The organism is Streptomyces torulosus (assembly GCF_001419765.1).
In the GTDB taxonomy this organism is placed as follows: domain Bacteria; phylum Actinomycetota; class Actinomycetes; order Streptomycetales; family Streptomycetaceae; genus Streptomyces; species Streptomyces torulosus.
The window spans coordinates 1-15,844 of record NZ_LIRK01000262.1 but is presented as its reverse complement, the minus strand read 5'-3'; the positions used below and the strand labels follow the sequence as shown (position 1 = coordinate 15,844).

Here is a 15,844-nt window from a genome sequence, read left to right as displayed (position 1 = left end):
GTGGGAAACGTGACCGCTGATCCCTATGAGACCTTTCTGTCCAGCACGGACGTGCCCACCTGGCAGGCATCGCTCCACGAGTTGCTGAGGCGTTTGAATGCCGCCACCGACAGGCACGTCCGGCTGCGCCTGCTGAGCCAGGCCGTCACCGTCAGCGGCTACCTCTCCTGGCTCAGCAGGGTGGCGGGCAAGCCGGCCGCCCAGCGGACCGCCGAGGACGCCCAAGCCTTGCTGCGGGACCGTCTGGCCGCTGAAGGACAGCCCGCGACCGCTGAACTCCGCGCGGTGTGGGGGCAGATCCTGTGCTGGAACGGGTTCACCCGACTGGGGAGGTCCCTGCTCACCGAGGCCGGTGAGCTCCCCACCGAGTACACCGTCCTCGGCCCGGACCAACCGCCCGTCCAGCGGCTGGCCCGGCTCCGTGAGCGGGTCGAACGCCGCGGCGGACACACCTTTCTGCCCCTCGTCTTCCAGTACACCCTGGAACTCGTAGAGATCGGAGCCGTGCACGAGGCGCGCTCGGTGCTGACCGCCCCCGGCATCGACCAGTCCAGTCCGCTGGTGCTCGACCTCCTCGGGAAGATCGACGAGCGGCAGGGCCAGTGGGAGGCCGCACTAGCCCGCTACCGGTGCTCCAGCTGGCCCGACCACCGCCACCGGGCGGCGATGCTCGGCATCATCGTCCGTTCCGGCGACAGCGGCGGCCCGCACCTGGAGCTTGACAAGCCCACCCTGGAGGTCCTCCAGGGCACGGACGGCGAACTCGACCAGGCCGAGCTCGCACGCTGCTCGGCTTTCCTCAACGCCTGCCTGTGGCAGCCCATGGACGACTGGCTCATCGACCTAGAACTCGGCAAGCTGGCCTTTCGCAGGCGCCATCACTTCGAGGCCGACCACCACCTCCGCCGGTCCATGTCCCGCGCCCCGGCGGGCGCCGGCTTCGCTATCGCGAGCCTGGCGTCCACGAACCTGTCATGGGTGCTGGGAATCTCCCTGTTCCAGGGTGTCAGCCTCGTCCCTGAAGCGGTGACTCTCAGTGAGGAGGCCCTAACTCTGGCGGGCGAAGAGGACGACGCCCGCACAGCCTCGATCGCCGCCTGGCTGGCCGCGGAGACCGGCGACATAAAGTACGTGGCCGCCCCCGGCGCAAACTGGCCGGACGAGGACCGGGCCCGGGCGCAGGAAGCCCGCGGCGAGAAGGCGACGGCCATCGAGACCTCGCTCACCGGCTACGCCCGGACCGGAAACCACCGGTCGGCGATGCGGCTCGTCGGCGAGTTGGCGGCCGCGCAGTTCACCCGGGCGGCCGGCTACCTGGTAGACTTGGTCCTCTCCGAGAACTCGCAGGATCCCCTGGCCTTGCTGGAGACCGCCGAGACGGTCCTCGACGTAGGCCTGGACACCAGGACCACGGGTGCCGACGGGACCGACTACGCCACCGCGCTCTTCGAGCGGATGCTCAGCCTCGGCCGCTTCGAGTTCAAGGACCTCGTCCGTGCCTGTGATCTCGCTGCCAAGCACCAGCGCACGGACGACGCGGAGGACTTACTCCTGCTGGCGGGCAGCCGGGCCGAGAGCAGTTCGGAGCTGCTGGAACTGGCGATCCTGCAGCGCCGGTTGCGCGAGGAGCGCCCCGACGACATCGACCGGGAGAATACCGTCGCCGTCCTCGACCGCGTGCTCCGTCAGTCCCGTGACCGGTTCGAACGGCTCCAGGTGGCAAGGGAGTACGACTTCCACGGCGAGCATCAGCGAGCACAGACGATCCTTGAGGAAGAGGGTGTCTGGGCTACGGACACCGACCTGTCCCACGCCGAGCTGACCGTGGCGCTGCAGTGTCGCATCACTCCTGAGGAGCGCCGGCAATTGGGCGAACGCGCGACTCGGCACCTGGCGACCGACCACGAGGCAGGCCGCCTCGGCACACACCCCCACTTGTACGCGGAGCGGCTGTGCGAGGTGCTTCAGGCGACCGACTTCCCCATCGAGGAGGCCCTTGCGCGCTATCGGTCGAGGCCGCGTACCGAGACCCCGGCGAGCGGCTGGATTTCCCATGTCGAGGAGCTGGACGCGGCGCTGGAGGACACCACGGTGGATCTGGGTGCCGTCGTCACCTCCGCATCCTCCGCCCGGTCGTTCGGCCACCGGTTGGCCACCATCGCGCACCTGCGGCAGAAGGTGGACGACCTGATGCTCTCGTACGGCAAGCTCACACCCGAGATCGTCACGGACGACCCGCCCGTCTCCAGGGCGTACGACAACGGCGACAGCCCCCGCGCGCTGGAACTGAGCGAACTGTGGTGGGCCTTTCTGGACTCCGGGGACGACCGGACGGCCGATCGCCTGCACGCCTTCTTCGAGGAGGAGAAGACGCTGGTGGCTCGGTGGGAGGCGCATCGGAAGGAAGTACTGGCTCCGCTGCGCGACCGCCTCGTACGGGCCTCGGACGTCCTGCGCACCCTCGCGGAGAACCTGATCGGGCCGGAGCAGGAGCGTGAGCCGCACCCCATCCTCACCGGCCTGTACGCATCCCTCAGGGCCGACGTGACCCGGTTGCTGAGCGATCTGCGCGCCGACCGGGCCGAACTGGAGTCGGAGGAGGAGCATCATGCCTAGCTTTCGGACCACGGGCGACCGCATCGGCATCATGGACCGCTGGGAGCGGCAGCTGACCCGGGCCGGCGGGGCCACGATCGGCCGGCCGCTGGCGCTCGCCACCGCTAGCGCACCGCCGCTCCCGGATCGGTTCCAGGTCGAGCTGGGTGAGCTGTCCGTGGCCGCCCCTGCCTCCGCGCGCGGCACCAGGGCCCTGCTGCTCCTGGGTCTGCTGGGCCGCGGTGCGTCGATCGGGCCGCACCACACCTCCCACTCCGACCTGAGCGTCCGTCAGGAACTCGTGGTGATCGGCCCCGACACCTTCTGGGAGCACGGCGGCAGCAACCCGCTGGGGCTCACCGCGGCCGGCATCCGGCTGGGCGACCCCGGCGCCCCCGTGAGCCACGTGTCGGTCCTGGTGCTGTGCGTCGACACGGCAACGCGCGCCTCCGACGTGGTCACCTCGATCATGGCACTGGCCCGCACACTGGACTACCTTGCCGACCCCGCTGGCTCCGACGCGGTCGCCACGGAGATCCTCGACCGGACGGGGGCACTCCTGGACGCGCCCAGAACCCGGGTGGCCGTCGCCGGGCGTTATACGGCCCTGATCGATGAGCCGGAGCAGAACGTCCTGTTCGGGCGCGATCTGTCCGCCGTGGCGGGCGGAGAGGTGAAGGGCGGACGGGTCATCGTGCGCGACCGACACGGCCAGGCCCTCGATCTACGCGGCGCCGACTACCTGTACCTGCGTATCGGAGCACCGAAGCCCCACCAGGCAGCAGTGCGCACCCTGGACGAGCTGATCAGGGAACAGGAGCTACTCGACCACCGGGAGGCGGTCGAGGCGGCCGGCAGTCCGGCGACGTACGAGGAGCCGTTCGGCCACAAGCTCGCCAGAACACGATTCGCCATGCGCGGCCAAGACCTCGTCCACGCGGTGGGTGACGGCGACCAGTCTTCGGCTCACCAGCTGTACATCGCGGGCCTGTCACAGGAGTACGCGGGCGAGCTGATGGCTGACGGGATCCTGGCTCCCGTCGAGAGTATCGGCGCATACCTGCGCCTGAGCCGTCTCGTCGCGGCAGCGGACGTTCCCGGGTCACTGGGCGAGGTCGACCGGACGGTCCGCGCCCGGCTCGCCGAGGGCCTCGACCGGCTCCTGGGCTTCACCGCCCCCACCGAGCAGCGGTCGCTGCCGATGATGACACCGCTGGTGATGGAGGTGCACGACTCGCTGAGGCATCTGGTGGACCCGCAATTGGACGGTGGCGAATTCCTCCACAGGCTGGTCCCGGAAATGCGCGAACGCGTGCAGAGGTCCATGGCGGTCCCGGAGCCGCCGAGCCTGCGCGCACGCACGAGCACGGATCTCGCGCCGGGCTCGTTCACGGTCCAGGTGAACGAGATCCCGGTCCTTCACGGTGGGGCCGACCACCCCGCCTATGCCGTCAAGGCCGGCGGCAGGTGGCCGGCCGGTGACACCATCGCGTACCCGGCGGCGTATCACCCCCTGACTGGTGAGCGGGGCCGCTGGTGGCTCGTTCCGCGCAACGAGCCCGACCCGGACGACACGGTGCTGACCGCCGCGCAGTTCCTCTGTTGCCAGCTCGAGCACACCGTCCGTGGCCATCTGCACCGTCTGATCGGCCTCGATCTGCTGGAGCACTTCCTCACCGAGTGGCCGCAGGACGGGGCCGGGCTGCTGGATCGGGTCCGCGCCGACTCGAAGCTGCAACTGCGTCTGCTGTGGCTCGTACAGGAGTTGCTCCGCGAAGGCGTCCCCCTCCTCGAACAGGACGTGATCCTGGAAGAACTCGTGCGCCGGGACGACCCCCGTGAGCTGCACCGTGCCGTCCGCGACAGGATGCGCGATCACCTCCCCGGCACGCGTGAGGAGGCGCTGATGCTCCCTGAGGACCTCCAGAGCGACTTGTGGGAAGCGTCTCCTTCGGGGCTCCCCGAGCGTGGCGAACCCCGTTTGCGCCTGCTGAGCTGGCTCCGCGAGACCGTCACCGAACACAGTCCGTTCCTGTCACTCGCAGTCGCCGACGACCAGGTGCGCGAACTGCTCGTCCCGCTCGTGCGGGCGCACAGTCCGCTGATCACCACCTTCACCTACAGGGAGCTGAGGTCGCGGTGACGCCGAACACCGACATGGTGCGGTTCGAGATCCGACTGCCGCCGGCCGTGCTGGACAGGTGCGGCCCCGGCGTGGAAGCCGGGCTCTCCCATGCGCTGGGCACGGTGATGGAGGAGCTCTGCCCGGACAGACCCATGGAGCTCGGGCTGGCTGGGACGGAGGACCCGCTCGGAGGCACCCTGGAAGTGCACATCGACGGAGTGCTGTGTCCTTGCTCCGCCCGCGACGTCGACCGCGCCCTGTCCCATGACCGGCATCAGCCGCTGGGCCCCGGTCCGTCCGGCCGGGATCTGTCCGCCGTCGCCGATGACAACGTGCTCATCGGTGTGGTGACGCGGATCGTGCAGGACACCGTAGCCGTCCACGCTCACGTGCTCGGCGTGACTCCGGTCGACCGGACGATGCTCGACCTGGGCATGGCCGTACCGCACCGCGCGGACGACGGGCCGGGCGGCGGCACCTCCGTCGAGGCATGCGTCGACGATGGCGTGGGCGAGGTACTCGAGGTGCGCATCCATCCCGAGTACCTCGAGACGTTGGCCTCGGAGGACTTGGCGGAGCTGTTCGCCTTCATGACGGACAGCCTCTTCTCGGAACTCGGTGTACCACTGCCGCCTCTCCACTGCGAACTCGACACGGGCGTGCACCCTCGTTCCTACGCTTTCCGTGTCAACGCGGTCAGGATGACACCATCCATTGGGCTGCCCCCCGGGACCCTCCTCGTCAACGACACCATCGAGCGTCTGCGGCTCATGGGTGTCTCCGGCGAGGCGGCGCTCAATCCGGCCTCCCACCAGCCGGCGGCGATCGTGGCGGACGAGCACGGCCCGCTACTCAAGGCGGCGGGCCTGACGACTTGGACACCGGCCGGGTATCTGATCCTGGACTTCGCGACCTTCCTGCGTCGCTGGATGTTCACCGTCGTGTCCGGTCGACGGGTCGGCGATTCGCTTCGCGAACTGGGCCGGGCCTTCCCTTCGCTCGCGGGACTCCTGGCCGAACAACCCGTCAGGGACCGGCTGACCGGCCTGTTGCGCGACCTCGTGCGCGAACAGGTGTCGATCCGCGACCTGCCGAGGATCGGCCATCTGCTCCTGCGCCGTCCCGAGCTCGACGGCGGCGACCTCCTGGCCCATGTCCGCGCCGGACTGGCCGATCAGATCTCGTTCCAGGCCGCCCGCAATACGCGGACGGTCGTCGCCTACCTCCTCGACCAGGAGATCGAGGACGCCGTCGTTGAGTACGCGGCGGCCGGGCCAGACCATGAACCGGCGATACGAACGGACCTGACCACCAGGGTGATCCGCGCCGTCGGTGCCGAACTCGCCAACCTGCCTCCGACCGCCCAGGCGCCGGCCCTTCTCGTCTTCGCGCCGGTCCGACAGCTCGTCGCGGCTCTGCTGCGGGGCCTGTATCCGCCGCTCAGTGTCCTGTCCTACGACGAGCTGCCGCCGCACTACAACGTGCAGCCCGTTGCGCGGATCGGCTGGGCGGCGACATGATCAGGGCATCGCAGGGGAGTTGGGCGCTGTCCGCCCGCGTATGGCTGCCTCCACCGCGCACAGAGTCGCCGCACTGTAGACCCGGGAACCACAGGCGGGGCAGCTGCCCTGCTCCACCGGGTACGGCTCTCCCCCGACCCTGACCTCGACGGTCCTTCTCAGGTATGCGCCGCCGCAGGGGCACTGGTCAAACTCCGACGGGTCGAAAGCAGACGGATCCACAAGTCCCTCCCATCCGCGCCTATGTTGAGCAGGATATGCGGCAGGAGGCCGCAGCGAACCGGGATGTGCGAGGGAAGCCCGGACGACGGACCGACCGGGCACCACCCACACCGCTGGGCCGTTACAGCAGGGGCCGCCACCTCACAGCCAGTTTCGGCGAACAGCCATGCGCCCAGCGACGTCGATCGCCAAGAGGTCAAGAGACCGACACACGTGATCCTGACTCAGGAGATCAGGCTCGTGCGTCTCGCTGCTGAACTTCCTTGAGGACTCCGGCCACCGTCGCGAAGTCATTGTCCACGTGGAGGACGGTGTGCCCATGGTGCACAGCCGTCGCACACACCAACAGGTCGATCGCTCCCGCCGCCCGGTGCTGGCCCCTCTGGGTCAGTTTGTACTGGGCAGCGTCGACCCACCGCCAGGCATTCTTCGGAACCGGAGAGAGCAGACAGAGCGCGTCCAACTCCTCGGCCAGCTCATCTCGGTGAGACGGGCTGGTCGCCGAGTAGAGGAATTCGGCTCGTGTCGGCTCGCAGATGTGGAACACCCCGGCGGCGATGTGTCCCTCCCAGGGGCGCAGTGCGCCCGGGGTACGGAACAGGTGCCACAGAGCCGAGGTGTCCACCAGATACGTGATCACTCGAAGGCCTCGCGTCGCGCACGCTTCTCGGCTTCATGCACCGCTGCGGCCTGCTCGAACTCGCCGCGCTCACCTCGCGCGGCCAGCTTCTCCGCGGCCTCCAGCCTCTTGATCCGCGCCACGTAGTCCCGAAGAGCCGCGTTGACGGTCTCCTTCTTCGTCGTGGCACCCATGAGCCGCATGGCCTCGGCCAGCGCCTCGTCGTCGAGATCAATCTGGGTAACGGCCACCGGGGACACCTCCAACATACGCAATGTATGTATCCAAGATACATCGCCAACATTGCATACGCCCACCGACCGCGACAGACCGCTCAAGGGAGTGCGCAGGATGCCGAGGCGTTTCCATTTGGGCTGCTTTCCGACGCAGGACGGATCAGCGGGGCCTGCTGCACCCCGACACGAATCACCCCATGGGCCCTATGACCGACTTGACCGTAATCGGCGTCCCGAATCTGTCCTGCCGATCATGAAGACTCGTATCGAGACGCTCTACGAGCGTCCCCCAACTCGCTGCCAAGCTCGCATAGTTGCTGGTCAGATCGATTCTTCTCGCGTAGCGAGTGGTGGGGCGGGTGGGACTCGAACCCACGGCCGACGGATTATGAGTCCTTTGAGGATCTTGGCGGTCCTTGCCGATCAACGTCCATTCGTGACATTTCTGCAGGTCAGAATGGGCGCACCGTGTTTACGCGCCTGCGTCTTTGCCGGTTTGTTCCTATCCTTGCGTCCCAACTGCGTCCCGACACCCTCGCGGATGGACAAGCCCAGCCTTTGGGCAGCCGTCTAACCTGCTCGGAGAGGGCGCTCCAAGGTGAACGCAGCGGATTTCCCTTCCCCTGCGCAGATGCTCCGCTCCCGGCCAGAAGGGGGACCAAGCATCCACGACGGCAACCCCGCCAGCACCTCGTGTACGTCGAGCCCACTGGCCGAGGAGGCGGGGCGCGACGCAGTCTCACCCTCAGCGACCGACACCAACCCCCGGATTTGGAGTGACCCATGGCCCCAAATGTCGGTAGCGTGCCGGCATGAACACCGCTCCGGACTTGGCAACCTGTCTGTATGCCTGGTTCAACGAGGTGAGGCAGGCGGGGATTTCCATCGAGTCCGGCGCCGCACTCGTGAATGCCATGAGCCGCTTCCCGGCATGGGCATCGGTACGGGCCGCAGTACAGGCGACAGTTCCGCTGACTGTGCGCCCAGATCTCTACACGAGCGAGGGAGAGCTACGGGATGCGACGCTACTGGGTATGACCGGCCTCGCCCGGGCTGCGCAGGCCATCACCAACGGCCTACCTGTGAACGACCAGTGCTGTCCACGGTCCTACCAGCACAGCGACGACCTGCAGGTGGGCACCGCCGTCGCGGAGTTCGTGACCTTCTGCCAGTCTCCGTTGCCGATGCCAGAGGACTGGCTTCTTCTGGACGCCCAGATACCCAAGGGCACTTTGGTCTCGGTCGGTGGGTACAGCTTAAAGTCGGCGACGGCCGAGGACTTGCGTCAGCTCCTGGCACTGCCCACGGCCCGGGCGGTGTGCGACGTGTTGGAGCGGTCTGAGATGGACCCGAAGTTGCTCGACGGTGCCGCCTTCCTGTGCCGTGACGATCCGGAAGGGGAGCTGGTCCACGGCCTTCGCTGGCCGCTCATGGACCTTCCAACCCGGCCCGAGCTGCATCACTGGCGGCCGCTGTTCATCCTGCTGTTGTGGCGCAGCGATGTGGCGTGCCACATGGATGCCTGGTTCGTGGTCGAGCGTGGCCGACGCATCGATCGCCGCAGCGGTGCGGTTCCCTGGACGATGGACATCTTCGTCAATGAGCAGGGAGAAGAGGTGGAAGTGGAGCGGCGCCAAAGGGGTCTCTACGAGGTGTCGCAAGAGGAGATGCCCCGATTCCTCACTTTCTGTAACGCCGTTGATTCACTGATCGACATCGTCCTGGCGGACACCACGAAAGCTGGCAAAAAGCGGGCACGTCGCTTGGAGCGTGCAGCAAAGCACCTAGTGCGCGCCTCCCACCGCACGCATATTGACGGATCCATCTGGGAAGAGGAGGCAGACGAGATCACGCTGCAGTACGTCATCGCGATGGAGGCGCTGCTGACCGGTAATGGGAACAGCGGGGTCGCCCAGAAGATCAAGCAGCGCGCGGCAATGCTCTGGATGACCGACGAGACCCGCGAACGAGTGCTCGACATGGTGTCCACGAGCTACGACAGCCGGTCGAAGTATGCTCACGGCGACGACACGAGGGAAGACGTCCAGCACCTGCATGATCTCCGGAAGCTTGCCACGAACGTGACTCTGCGCTGGCTGATCACCGCAGCCGCGGCTGGCCCTGATCTAGGAAAGCGTCTGGATACGGCATTGACCTCTGACGCAGTCCGCCAGAACGTAGTCACGGATCCACTGACGGTCTTCTTCACCCGTACTCCACCGCGTCAGGCCCCGCCAGACCTCGCACCGTGAGGCACTTGTGCCCCAGCGGCGTCCTGACACCGCGCCGGAGTGTCAGTGGGGCACACCAGGCTGTCATCGGGCGCTTACGTCAGCTCGGAGGTGGTGTCGAACCCGTCCGCAGCGGATTCCCTTTCCAACGTAGAGAGGCTCCGCCCCGGGTGTCGGGGCGGAGCCCCTGTGGCCTTTCCGCAGGCCAGACGTCTACGCAGAGCTTGTCCGAGTGCTAGTGGCCGGCCGCTCCAGGAGACACCCGCGGAGTCGGCGGCCAGACAGGGGAAGGCGCGCTGACCTAGGCCCTGGCTGGGAACAATTACCATGAGGCCCGGCTGTCGGCGGGAGTGGTGCTGACTGTCCGAGGTTCGCGTTACGGTGGCTGAACCTAGGAGCGAGGGAGGCGTGGACCGTGACGGCGAGCGCCGATCACCTCAAAGCACTGCTCAGCGCGCATGCGGCTGGGGATGATGATCGGTTCTACAGCATTGCGCTGCAGGTGGCGGCGAAGTCCGCGCGTCAGGGCCATAGCCGTCTTGCGGCGGAGTTGCGAGAGCTGATTGACGCATCGCGCGCGGAGAAGATCAGCCGTCAGCCCGCGCCTACTCCTGTCGTGCAGCCGCGCGGGGAGCTGGCGAGCCTGCTCACTGCAGACTATCCAGAGACCAGGTTGGCCGACATGACCCTGGCCGATGAAACGCGCACAGCCTTGGAGAAGGTGCTGCATGAGCAGCGCCAGCGCGGCCGTTTGGAGCGTTTTGGGTTCACGCCGGTACACCGACTGCTGTTGTCTGGGCCGCCGGGCACCGGCAAGAGCATGACGGCGGCAGCGTTGGCACGGGAGCTGGGGCTGCCGTTGTTTACGATCCGCTTGGATGGGCTGATCAGCCGGTTCATGGGGGAGACGGCTTCGAAGCTGCGCCTGGTGTTCGATGCCGCAGCGCAGACTCGGGCTGTGTACTTGTTTGACGAGTTCGATGCGCTGGGTGCTGACCGGGGCAATGGCAATGATGTCGGCGAGGCTCGTCGGATTCTGAACTCGTTTTTGCTCTTCTTGGATCAGGCTCCGGCGGAGAGCCTGGTGGTAGCAGCCACCAATCACCGTCGTTTGCTGGACGGTGCGCTTTTCCGCCGGTTCGACTTGGCGATCGTCTATGGGCAGCCTTCGGCAGACCAGGCGATCGAAGTTTTGCGACGACGCCTCGCCGCGATGGACACCTCAGGGGTAGCGTGGGGAGATCTCTCTGCTCTCACGGAGCAGCTGAGTCACGCTGAGCTGGTCAAGGCTGCCGAGGCAGCCGCCAAGCGGGCGATCCTCGGGGGAAGCGACACGATCGACGCCGACCAGTTGAGGGACGCCCTGAACGAAAGGCACCTCCTGCGTCATGCCTGAGGGTCCCCCTCCGAGCGTCCCCCATCTCCTAGTTCCGTGGTCACCGCGCACTCTGACGCCCAAGCCACCCCGAGCGGCTGGACAGGCGCAGATACTGGTTGACCGTTCCTCCGATCGTCCTGGGCATTCGGCTCGGCTGATCAGCAAAATCGAGGATGTGCAGGCGGAGGCCCTCAGCGCGCGCAACTCGTTGGATCCTCGTGATCGCGCGGACGGGTTCGCCATCCGGTTGGAGGCGGCTCCAGAGCATGAGCTGAAGCTGGACTCGCTCGACAAATCAGGGCTGACGCTCATGAGCGTCCACGAGGCCGATGGGGAAAAGCCGCAGGAAGCCGTGGTGTGGGTGCCTGACGGGTCGGCGCCCATGCTTCTGCGGAAGATCGACCAGTTCACCGAGAACACCCGGTCCGGCAAACCCAAGCATGCTGCACTGGTTGCCAACATTGAGCAGATCGAACAGGCCACGGTAGAGAGTCTGTGGCAGGAGGAAGATCCACTTCCTGATCCCGGTGCTGCGATGTGGTGGGAGTTGTGGCTTGACCCCACGCTCAGCGAGGCGGACCCCGTGGAGACTCTTCGGCACCTGTCGCGGGTCCACGACTGGAAGATGCTGCGGCGAACCGTTGGAATCGGGCGTTTCCGGGTCGCCCAATTGCGCACCAGCGTGCGCGGGCTGACCCAGATCCTGCGCACGAACGCGTGTCCGTCTGAGATCCGCAAGCCGACGTTCACTGAGGAGTTCCACAGCCGTGAGCTGCGGGACCTGCATCGTGACTTCGTGGTCGATCTCGTCGGCCGTCTTCGCCCTCCGGCAGCTGGCGCGCCCGCAATCACGCTGCTTGATACCGGTGTGGACCAGGAGCATCCCTTGCTGCGCTCCGTTCTGGTCGGCGCTCACAGCGTCATCAGCGAAGAGGGGCCGGACGATAACGACCCGCGTGGGCATGGCACGCGGATGGCCGGTCTGGCTGCCTTCGGGAATCTTGACGACGCACTCTCCTCGCCCGCGGCAGTGCAGCTGGACCATCATTTGGAGTCGGTCAAGATCCTTCCACGAAGAGCCCCAGACACACCGCGGCCGTTCGGGGAGGTGACGGCGACGGCGGTCGCCACAGCCGAAACAGCGAATCCCGAGCAGTTGCGGACACGTGTGTTCGCCATGGCCGTGACAGCTGAGTCCGGGCAGGGCATCAACGGAACTGACGGAACGGCGACTCTGTGGTCTGCGGCGGTAGACGCTCTCGCAGTTGGCACCGACGTGACGGTGACGCACGACCGTATCGATCTGATCGGGCCACCAGAACCCGATCAAGCTCGCTTGATCGTTGTCTCTGCCGGCAACGTCCGCGATCACCGCGCCAGCGACCTGGTCGACGAAAGTGGAATTGCCACATATTTAGACTTGTGCGATACCTCCCGGATTGAGGATCCTGCGCAGGCCTGGAATGCGCTCACGGTTGGCGCTCACACCGAGCTTGATCATGTGCCTACCGCCGCCGACTTCGCCGGCTACCGCGCGGTTGCCGCGCCCGGACTACTGTCCCCGCACAGCCGCACCTCTGTGATGTTCCGCGACGCCGCGGCTCTGAAGCCCGACGTCGTGATGGAGGGAGGCAACCTTCTGGTCGATTCTGACCTGACCGAAGTCAGCAGCCACGATGCGGTCTCTCTCACCACCACTGCCCGCTCTCACCTCGGTCAGTTGCTTACCACGATCGATGCCACGAGCGCAGCGACGGCGCAGGCTGCTCGTCTTGCAGCCCTCGCTTACACCCGCTATCCCAACCTGCGCGCAGAAACCATCCGTGGCCTGCTCGTGCATGAAGCCCAGTGGACCAGTGCCATGATCGACGGCGTCTATAACCGCAACGGCCGCCGCAAGATCGGTGCGGGCCAGCTCGCCCGCACCGTGCTGCGACGCTACGGCTGGGGAGTGCCCAGCCAAGAGCGAGTGCTGTCCAGTACCGCCAGTGCAGTCACCATGATCGTTCAGGGTTCTTTGAAGCCCTTCGTCCGCGACGGCAGCGCGGTGCGCCTTGGCGAGCTGAAACTGCACGAGCTTCCCTGGCCGCGTGAGCAGTTGCTGGACCTGGACGCCGAGGATGTGCATCTGCGAGTAACGCTGTCCTACTTCATCGAGCCAAATCCCGGTCGGCGCGGCATGCTCGGGCAGCACACCTATGCCTCCCATCGTCTCCGCTTTGCTCTCAAAGGCCCATTTGAGCCCATGGAGGAGTTCGAGAGACGGATCGCCCGAGCCGCCCAGGCAGAAGATGACGCCCGTACGACCATCCGGCCTTTCGACGCCGACAAGAACTGGCTCGTCGGCCCAACCAATCGCGACCGCGGCTGCCTGCACGCCGACATCTGGAAAGGCACTGCTCGGGAGCTGGCCGACTGCGGTGTCCTTGCCGTCTACCCCGCTGGCGGCTGGTGGAAGTACCACAACAGCTCCGACCGCATCGGCCGGAGCGTCACCTACGGCCTGCTGGTCTCCTTGACCACGCCTGAGGTCAGCGCCGATCTGTATACCCCCACGGCGATCCAGCTCGGAGTCTCCGTCCCTGTTGAACTAAGCACCACAACAGACACAGCCATCGCCCTCGAGGCACGCCTGTTCTAAGCATTACGGAACGGGGGGATAGAAATGGGCCTTACAGCAATTGATCCCGCCGTCGGGATCCTGGACGCAACTCAATCGGATCTCGGATGCGGGCGGGATTGGTCAACCGTGCACAGGGTACGGCCTCGACCGGTCCTGTTATGTCCGGCCTGCCACAATCGCGTTCACGCCAAACTCTCCCCAGGCAGCATCCGGTTCTTCGCACATGATTCGGGAGCGTCTCGGCGGTGTGCCCTGGCGGGCGAGTCGGTGGCACACCACCGACTGAAGCTGGCGCTGGCTAGTGCCATTCGGGCTGCGGGTCATCAGGCATCCGTGGAAGCGGCCGGGCCCGAGGGACGATGGCGGGCGGATGTGTTGTCGGCCAGTCCCGATGGCACCAATCGCTGGGCCTGGGAGGTTCAGCTATCCGCGACCACCAACGCGGACATAGAAGAGCGCACTGCTCGCTACGCTGCCGACGACATTGGGGTGTGCTGGGTATCCAACCAATCCAGGAATTGGCTGGGGTCCGCCCCGTCGCTGCTCGTGAAAATCGCAGACGGCGGAGGCTATGCCGTGGAGGCCGGTCCAGCACGGTTCGTCACCGAGGAATGTACCTGCAGCCACGGCCATCGTACGTGCCCGGCTGGTCGGCACGGACACTGGGAGGGCGACTGTGAGGCCCCTCTGAGGGAGGTAGTGGTCCGTGTTCTCAATGCCGCCCTTCTGCCCCATGCCCCGGCAGGTCCAATGAGTCTGGGGAGCACGGGCGTCTGGCGATGGCTGTGGGCGACAGCGGGTGCACTTGCGGAGGCCGAGGCCTATGCAGAGGAGGAGCGTGTCGGCAGGGAGCGTTGGCGCACCCAGCAGATTGAGTACGCAGCTCGCCGGTTCCCCGAGGCCAATGCCCCCTTTGTCAGCGAGTGGCAGGAGACGCTAGCTCCCGCCGCCCGGCAGCGGCTGGAGGACACCGCGTTGGCACAGGCTCGTGCCGAGACCGGCAAGCCAGCATTCGTTCATCTGACTGCGACCGCTTATCACTTCGGCTGCGGTGTCCTAGTCACAATCGGCTCGGCCGTGCCCGGGTCGACCAGGGGCTGGTACGGCCTGATTCGTCCCGATCCCACCAAACTCGACATGAAATTAGTGGAGCAACTCGGCTTGGTGCTATTCACCATCCCTGACGAGGCCGCAGCCCTAAGAGAGGCAGCCCCGCCCGGAACACGAGTCGTCACCGTCGAAACAGGACAGAACATTTGAGGCCTGGGCGACCATTACCAGTGTCCGTTCAAAACGCTTGGGTGCGTAGCATCCTCAGCTCTCCGTTTGTTCCAACGCATAGAGGCCCCTCCCCTCTGCGTAGGGGCGGAGCCTCTATGGCAATCACCACAAGCCGAACGTCTTCGTAGAAGAAGACAACCCGTTCAGGCGGCCAGCCGGAGCTACAACGGGGCGCTTTCGGCTATTGCCGGGGCCGGCCCGAACCGGTCAACGAGCGTGACGAACCATGCGCTGGGTACGGGGATCCCAGTGGCAGTCGCGGTACAGCCGGTTGAGGTCCGGCATCGCATCCGGGGCGTCGGCGGCACACTCCTGCCAGCCCGCGCCGGGGACCAGGCGCGCGAAGTACCCGTACTCGATGGCCTCGGCGAACCCCGGGTATTGACCGGTCCACATGGTGTTGCAGCCCTCCCCGTGGTGGCAGCCGCTCCGCTGCCTTCCCGTGGCGGCGCATCGGGCCACGTCGCACCGTTTCTCGTGAAGGTTCCCGGGGGCGACGCCGCAGGAGGGGCACAGCTGGTCGACGTCCACGGTCACTTCGCCCCCTTCCCAGAGGTCCGTCGGGGGCGTATCCGTCGAGGCGGTGAGCCTGCCTGAACCGGTGGGCTCGCAGGCTCGTGTGGAGCTTCTTGGGTCGCGGCCAGCTGTGGGTGCCCCTCTACGGCGGGGCCGGGTTCGGCGTCGGCGGGCTTCTCGGCGGATCCGACGATGTCGTCCGACGCGGGGTCCCGCCCCTGGAGGGTGGTGTCCGTTGCTGGCGTGGCTTCACCCATCACTTCGGACAGCGCATTGTCGAACAGGTCGACCCAGGGGCGGTTGCCGACGTACCTGGGTTTGTACTCGAAGGCCGGAATGAGGTCGTCTTCGAGGGTGCGCATGATGATGGTCTCGGGTTCCTCGTCGTTCTCGGTGACGAGGGTTACCGCTTTGTTGTATCTGCGCCCCTGGGGAAGGCGTACGGCGTTCTGGGCATCGTAGGTGCTTTGTTCGGTGGGGGTGGCGTCGATCGGGGGC

Annotated in this window: 11 protein-coding genes and 1 pseudogene; 8 read left to right on the top strand and 4 right to left on the bottom strand. The window is 66.5% G+C overall.

Features of this window, described 5'->3' with window-relative positions; genetic code table 11:
• The first annotated feature begins 9 nt into the window (after positions 1-9).
• Genes AOK23_RS18955 through AOK23_RS18945 form a run of 3 tightly spaced genes read left to right on the top strand, consistent with a single transcriptional unit; the run spans position 10 to position 6,240 of the window.
• Positions 10-2,616 (top strand): hypothetical protein, encoded by a 2,607-nt coding sequence (locus tag AOK23_RS18955; RefSeq protein WP_157878082.1) that lies wholly within the window; start codon positions 10-12, stop codon positions 2,614-2,616.
• The gene (locus tag AOK23_RS18950; RefSeq protein WP_055713880.1) at positions 2,609-4,738 is read left to right on the top strand and encodes an FHIPEP family type III secretion protein; all 2,130 of its coding nucleotides are present in this window, start codon (positions 2,609-2,611) and stop codon (positions 4,736-4,738) included. Before AOK23_RS18955 ends, AOK23_RS18950 begins: the two co-directional genes overlap by 8 nt.
• On the top strand, positions 4,735-6,240 hold the full coding sequence (locus AOK23_RS18945) for an FHIPEP family type III secretion protein (RefSeq protein WP_055713879.1): 1,506 nt from the start codon (positions 4,735-4,737) through the stop codon (positions 6,238-6,240). Before AOK23_RS18950 ends, AOK23_RS18945 begins: the two co-directional genes overlap by 4 nt.
• 454 nt (positions 6,241-6,694) lie before the next feature.
• On the opposite strand, the gene AOK23_RS18940 is transcribed toward AOK23_RS18945, so the two are convergent.
• A complete protein-coding gene (locus AOK23_RS18940) occupies positions 6,695-7,102 on the bottom strand; it encodes a PIN domain nuclease (RefSeq protein ID WP_055713878.1) in 408 nt (135 codons plus the stop codon).
• Positions 7,099-7,332, bottom strand: a complete 234-nt coding sequence (locus AOK23_RS18935) for a type II toxin-antitoxin system VapB family antitoxin (RefSeq protein WP_055713912.1) — start codon at positions 7,330-7,332, stop codon at positions 7,099-7,101. The genes AOK23_RS18940 and AOK23_RS18935 overlap by 4 nt, the downstream gene beginning before the upstream one ends.
• A gap of 797 nt (positions 7,333-8,129) precedes the next feature.
• On the opposite strand from AOK23_RS18935, the gene AOK23_RS18930 reads away from it, so the two are divergent.
• From AOK23_RS18930 to AOK23_RS49940, 5 genes and pseudogenes are all read left to right on the top strand, one after another.
• Positions 8,130-9,569, top strand: coding sequence for a HEPN domain-containing protein (locus tag AOK23_RS18930; protein WP_157878081.1), 1,440 nt, complete (start codon positions 8,130-8,132; stop codon positions 9,567-9,569).
• A 394-nt stretch (positions 9,570-9,963) separates the two neighbouring features.
• A complete protein-coding gene (locus AOK23_RS18925) occupies positions 9,964-10,944 on the top strand; it encodes an AAA family ATPase (protein WP_055713876.1) in 981 nt (326 codons plus the stop codon).
• A gap of 157 nt (positions 10,945-11,101) precedes the next feature.
• On the top strand, positions 11,102-13,567 hold the full coding sequence (locus tag AOK23_RS18920) for a S8 family peptidase (RefSeq protein WP_055713875.1): 2,466 nt from the start codon (positions 11,102-11,104) through the stop codon (positions 13,565-13,567).
• Between the two features lie 24 nt (positions 13,568-13,591).
• A pseudogene (locus tag AOK23_RS51935) lies at positions 13,592-14,050 on the top strand (competence protein CoiA); the annotation flags it as partial.
• Between the two features lie 198 nt (positions 14,051-14,248).
• The gene (locus tag AOK23_RS49940) at positions 14,249-14,809 is read left to right on the top strand and encodes a hypothetical protein (RefSeq protein WP_240496448.1); all 561 of its coding nucleotides are present in this window, start codon (positions 14,249-14,251) and stop codon (positions 14,807-14,809) included.
• A gap of 228 nt (positions 14,810-15,037) precedes the next feature.
• Here the strand turns inward: AOK23_RS49940 and AOK23_RS47935 are convergent, their stop codons facing one another.
• Positions 15,038-15,226, bottom strand: a complete 189-nt coding sequence (locus AOK23_RS47935; RefSeq protein WP_157878079.1) for a hypothetical protein — start codon at positions 15,224-15,226, stop codon at positions 15,038-15,040.
• A 137-nt stretch (positions 15,227-15,363) separates the two neighbouring features.
• A partial coding sequence (locus AOK23_RS18910; protein ID WP_055713873.1) for a hypothetical protein occupies positions 15,364-15,844 on the bottom strand: 481 nt, incomplete at its 5' end.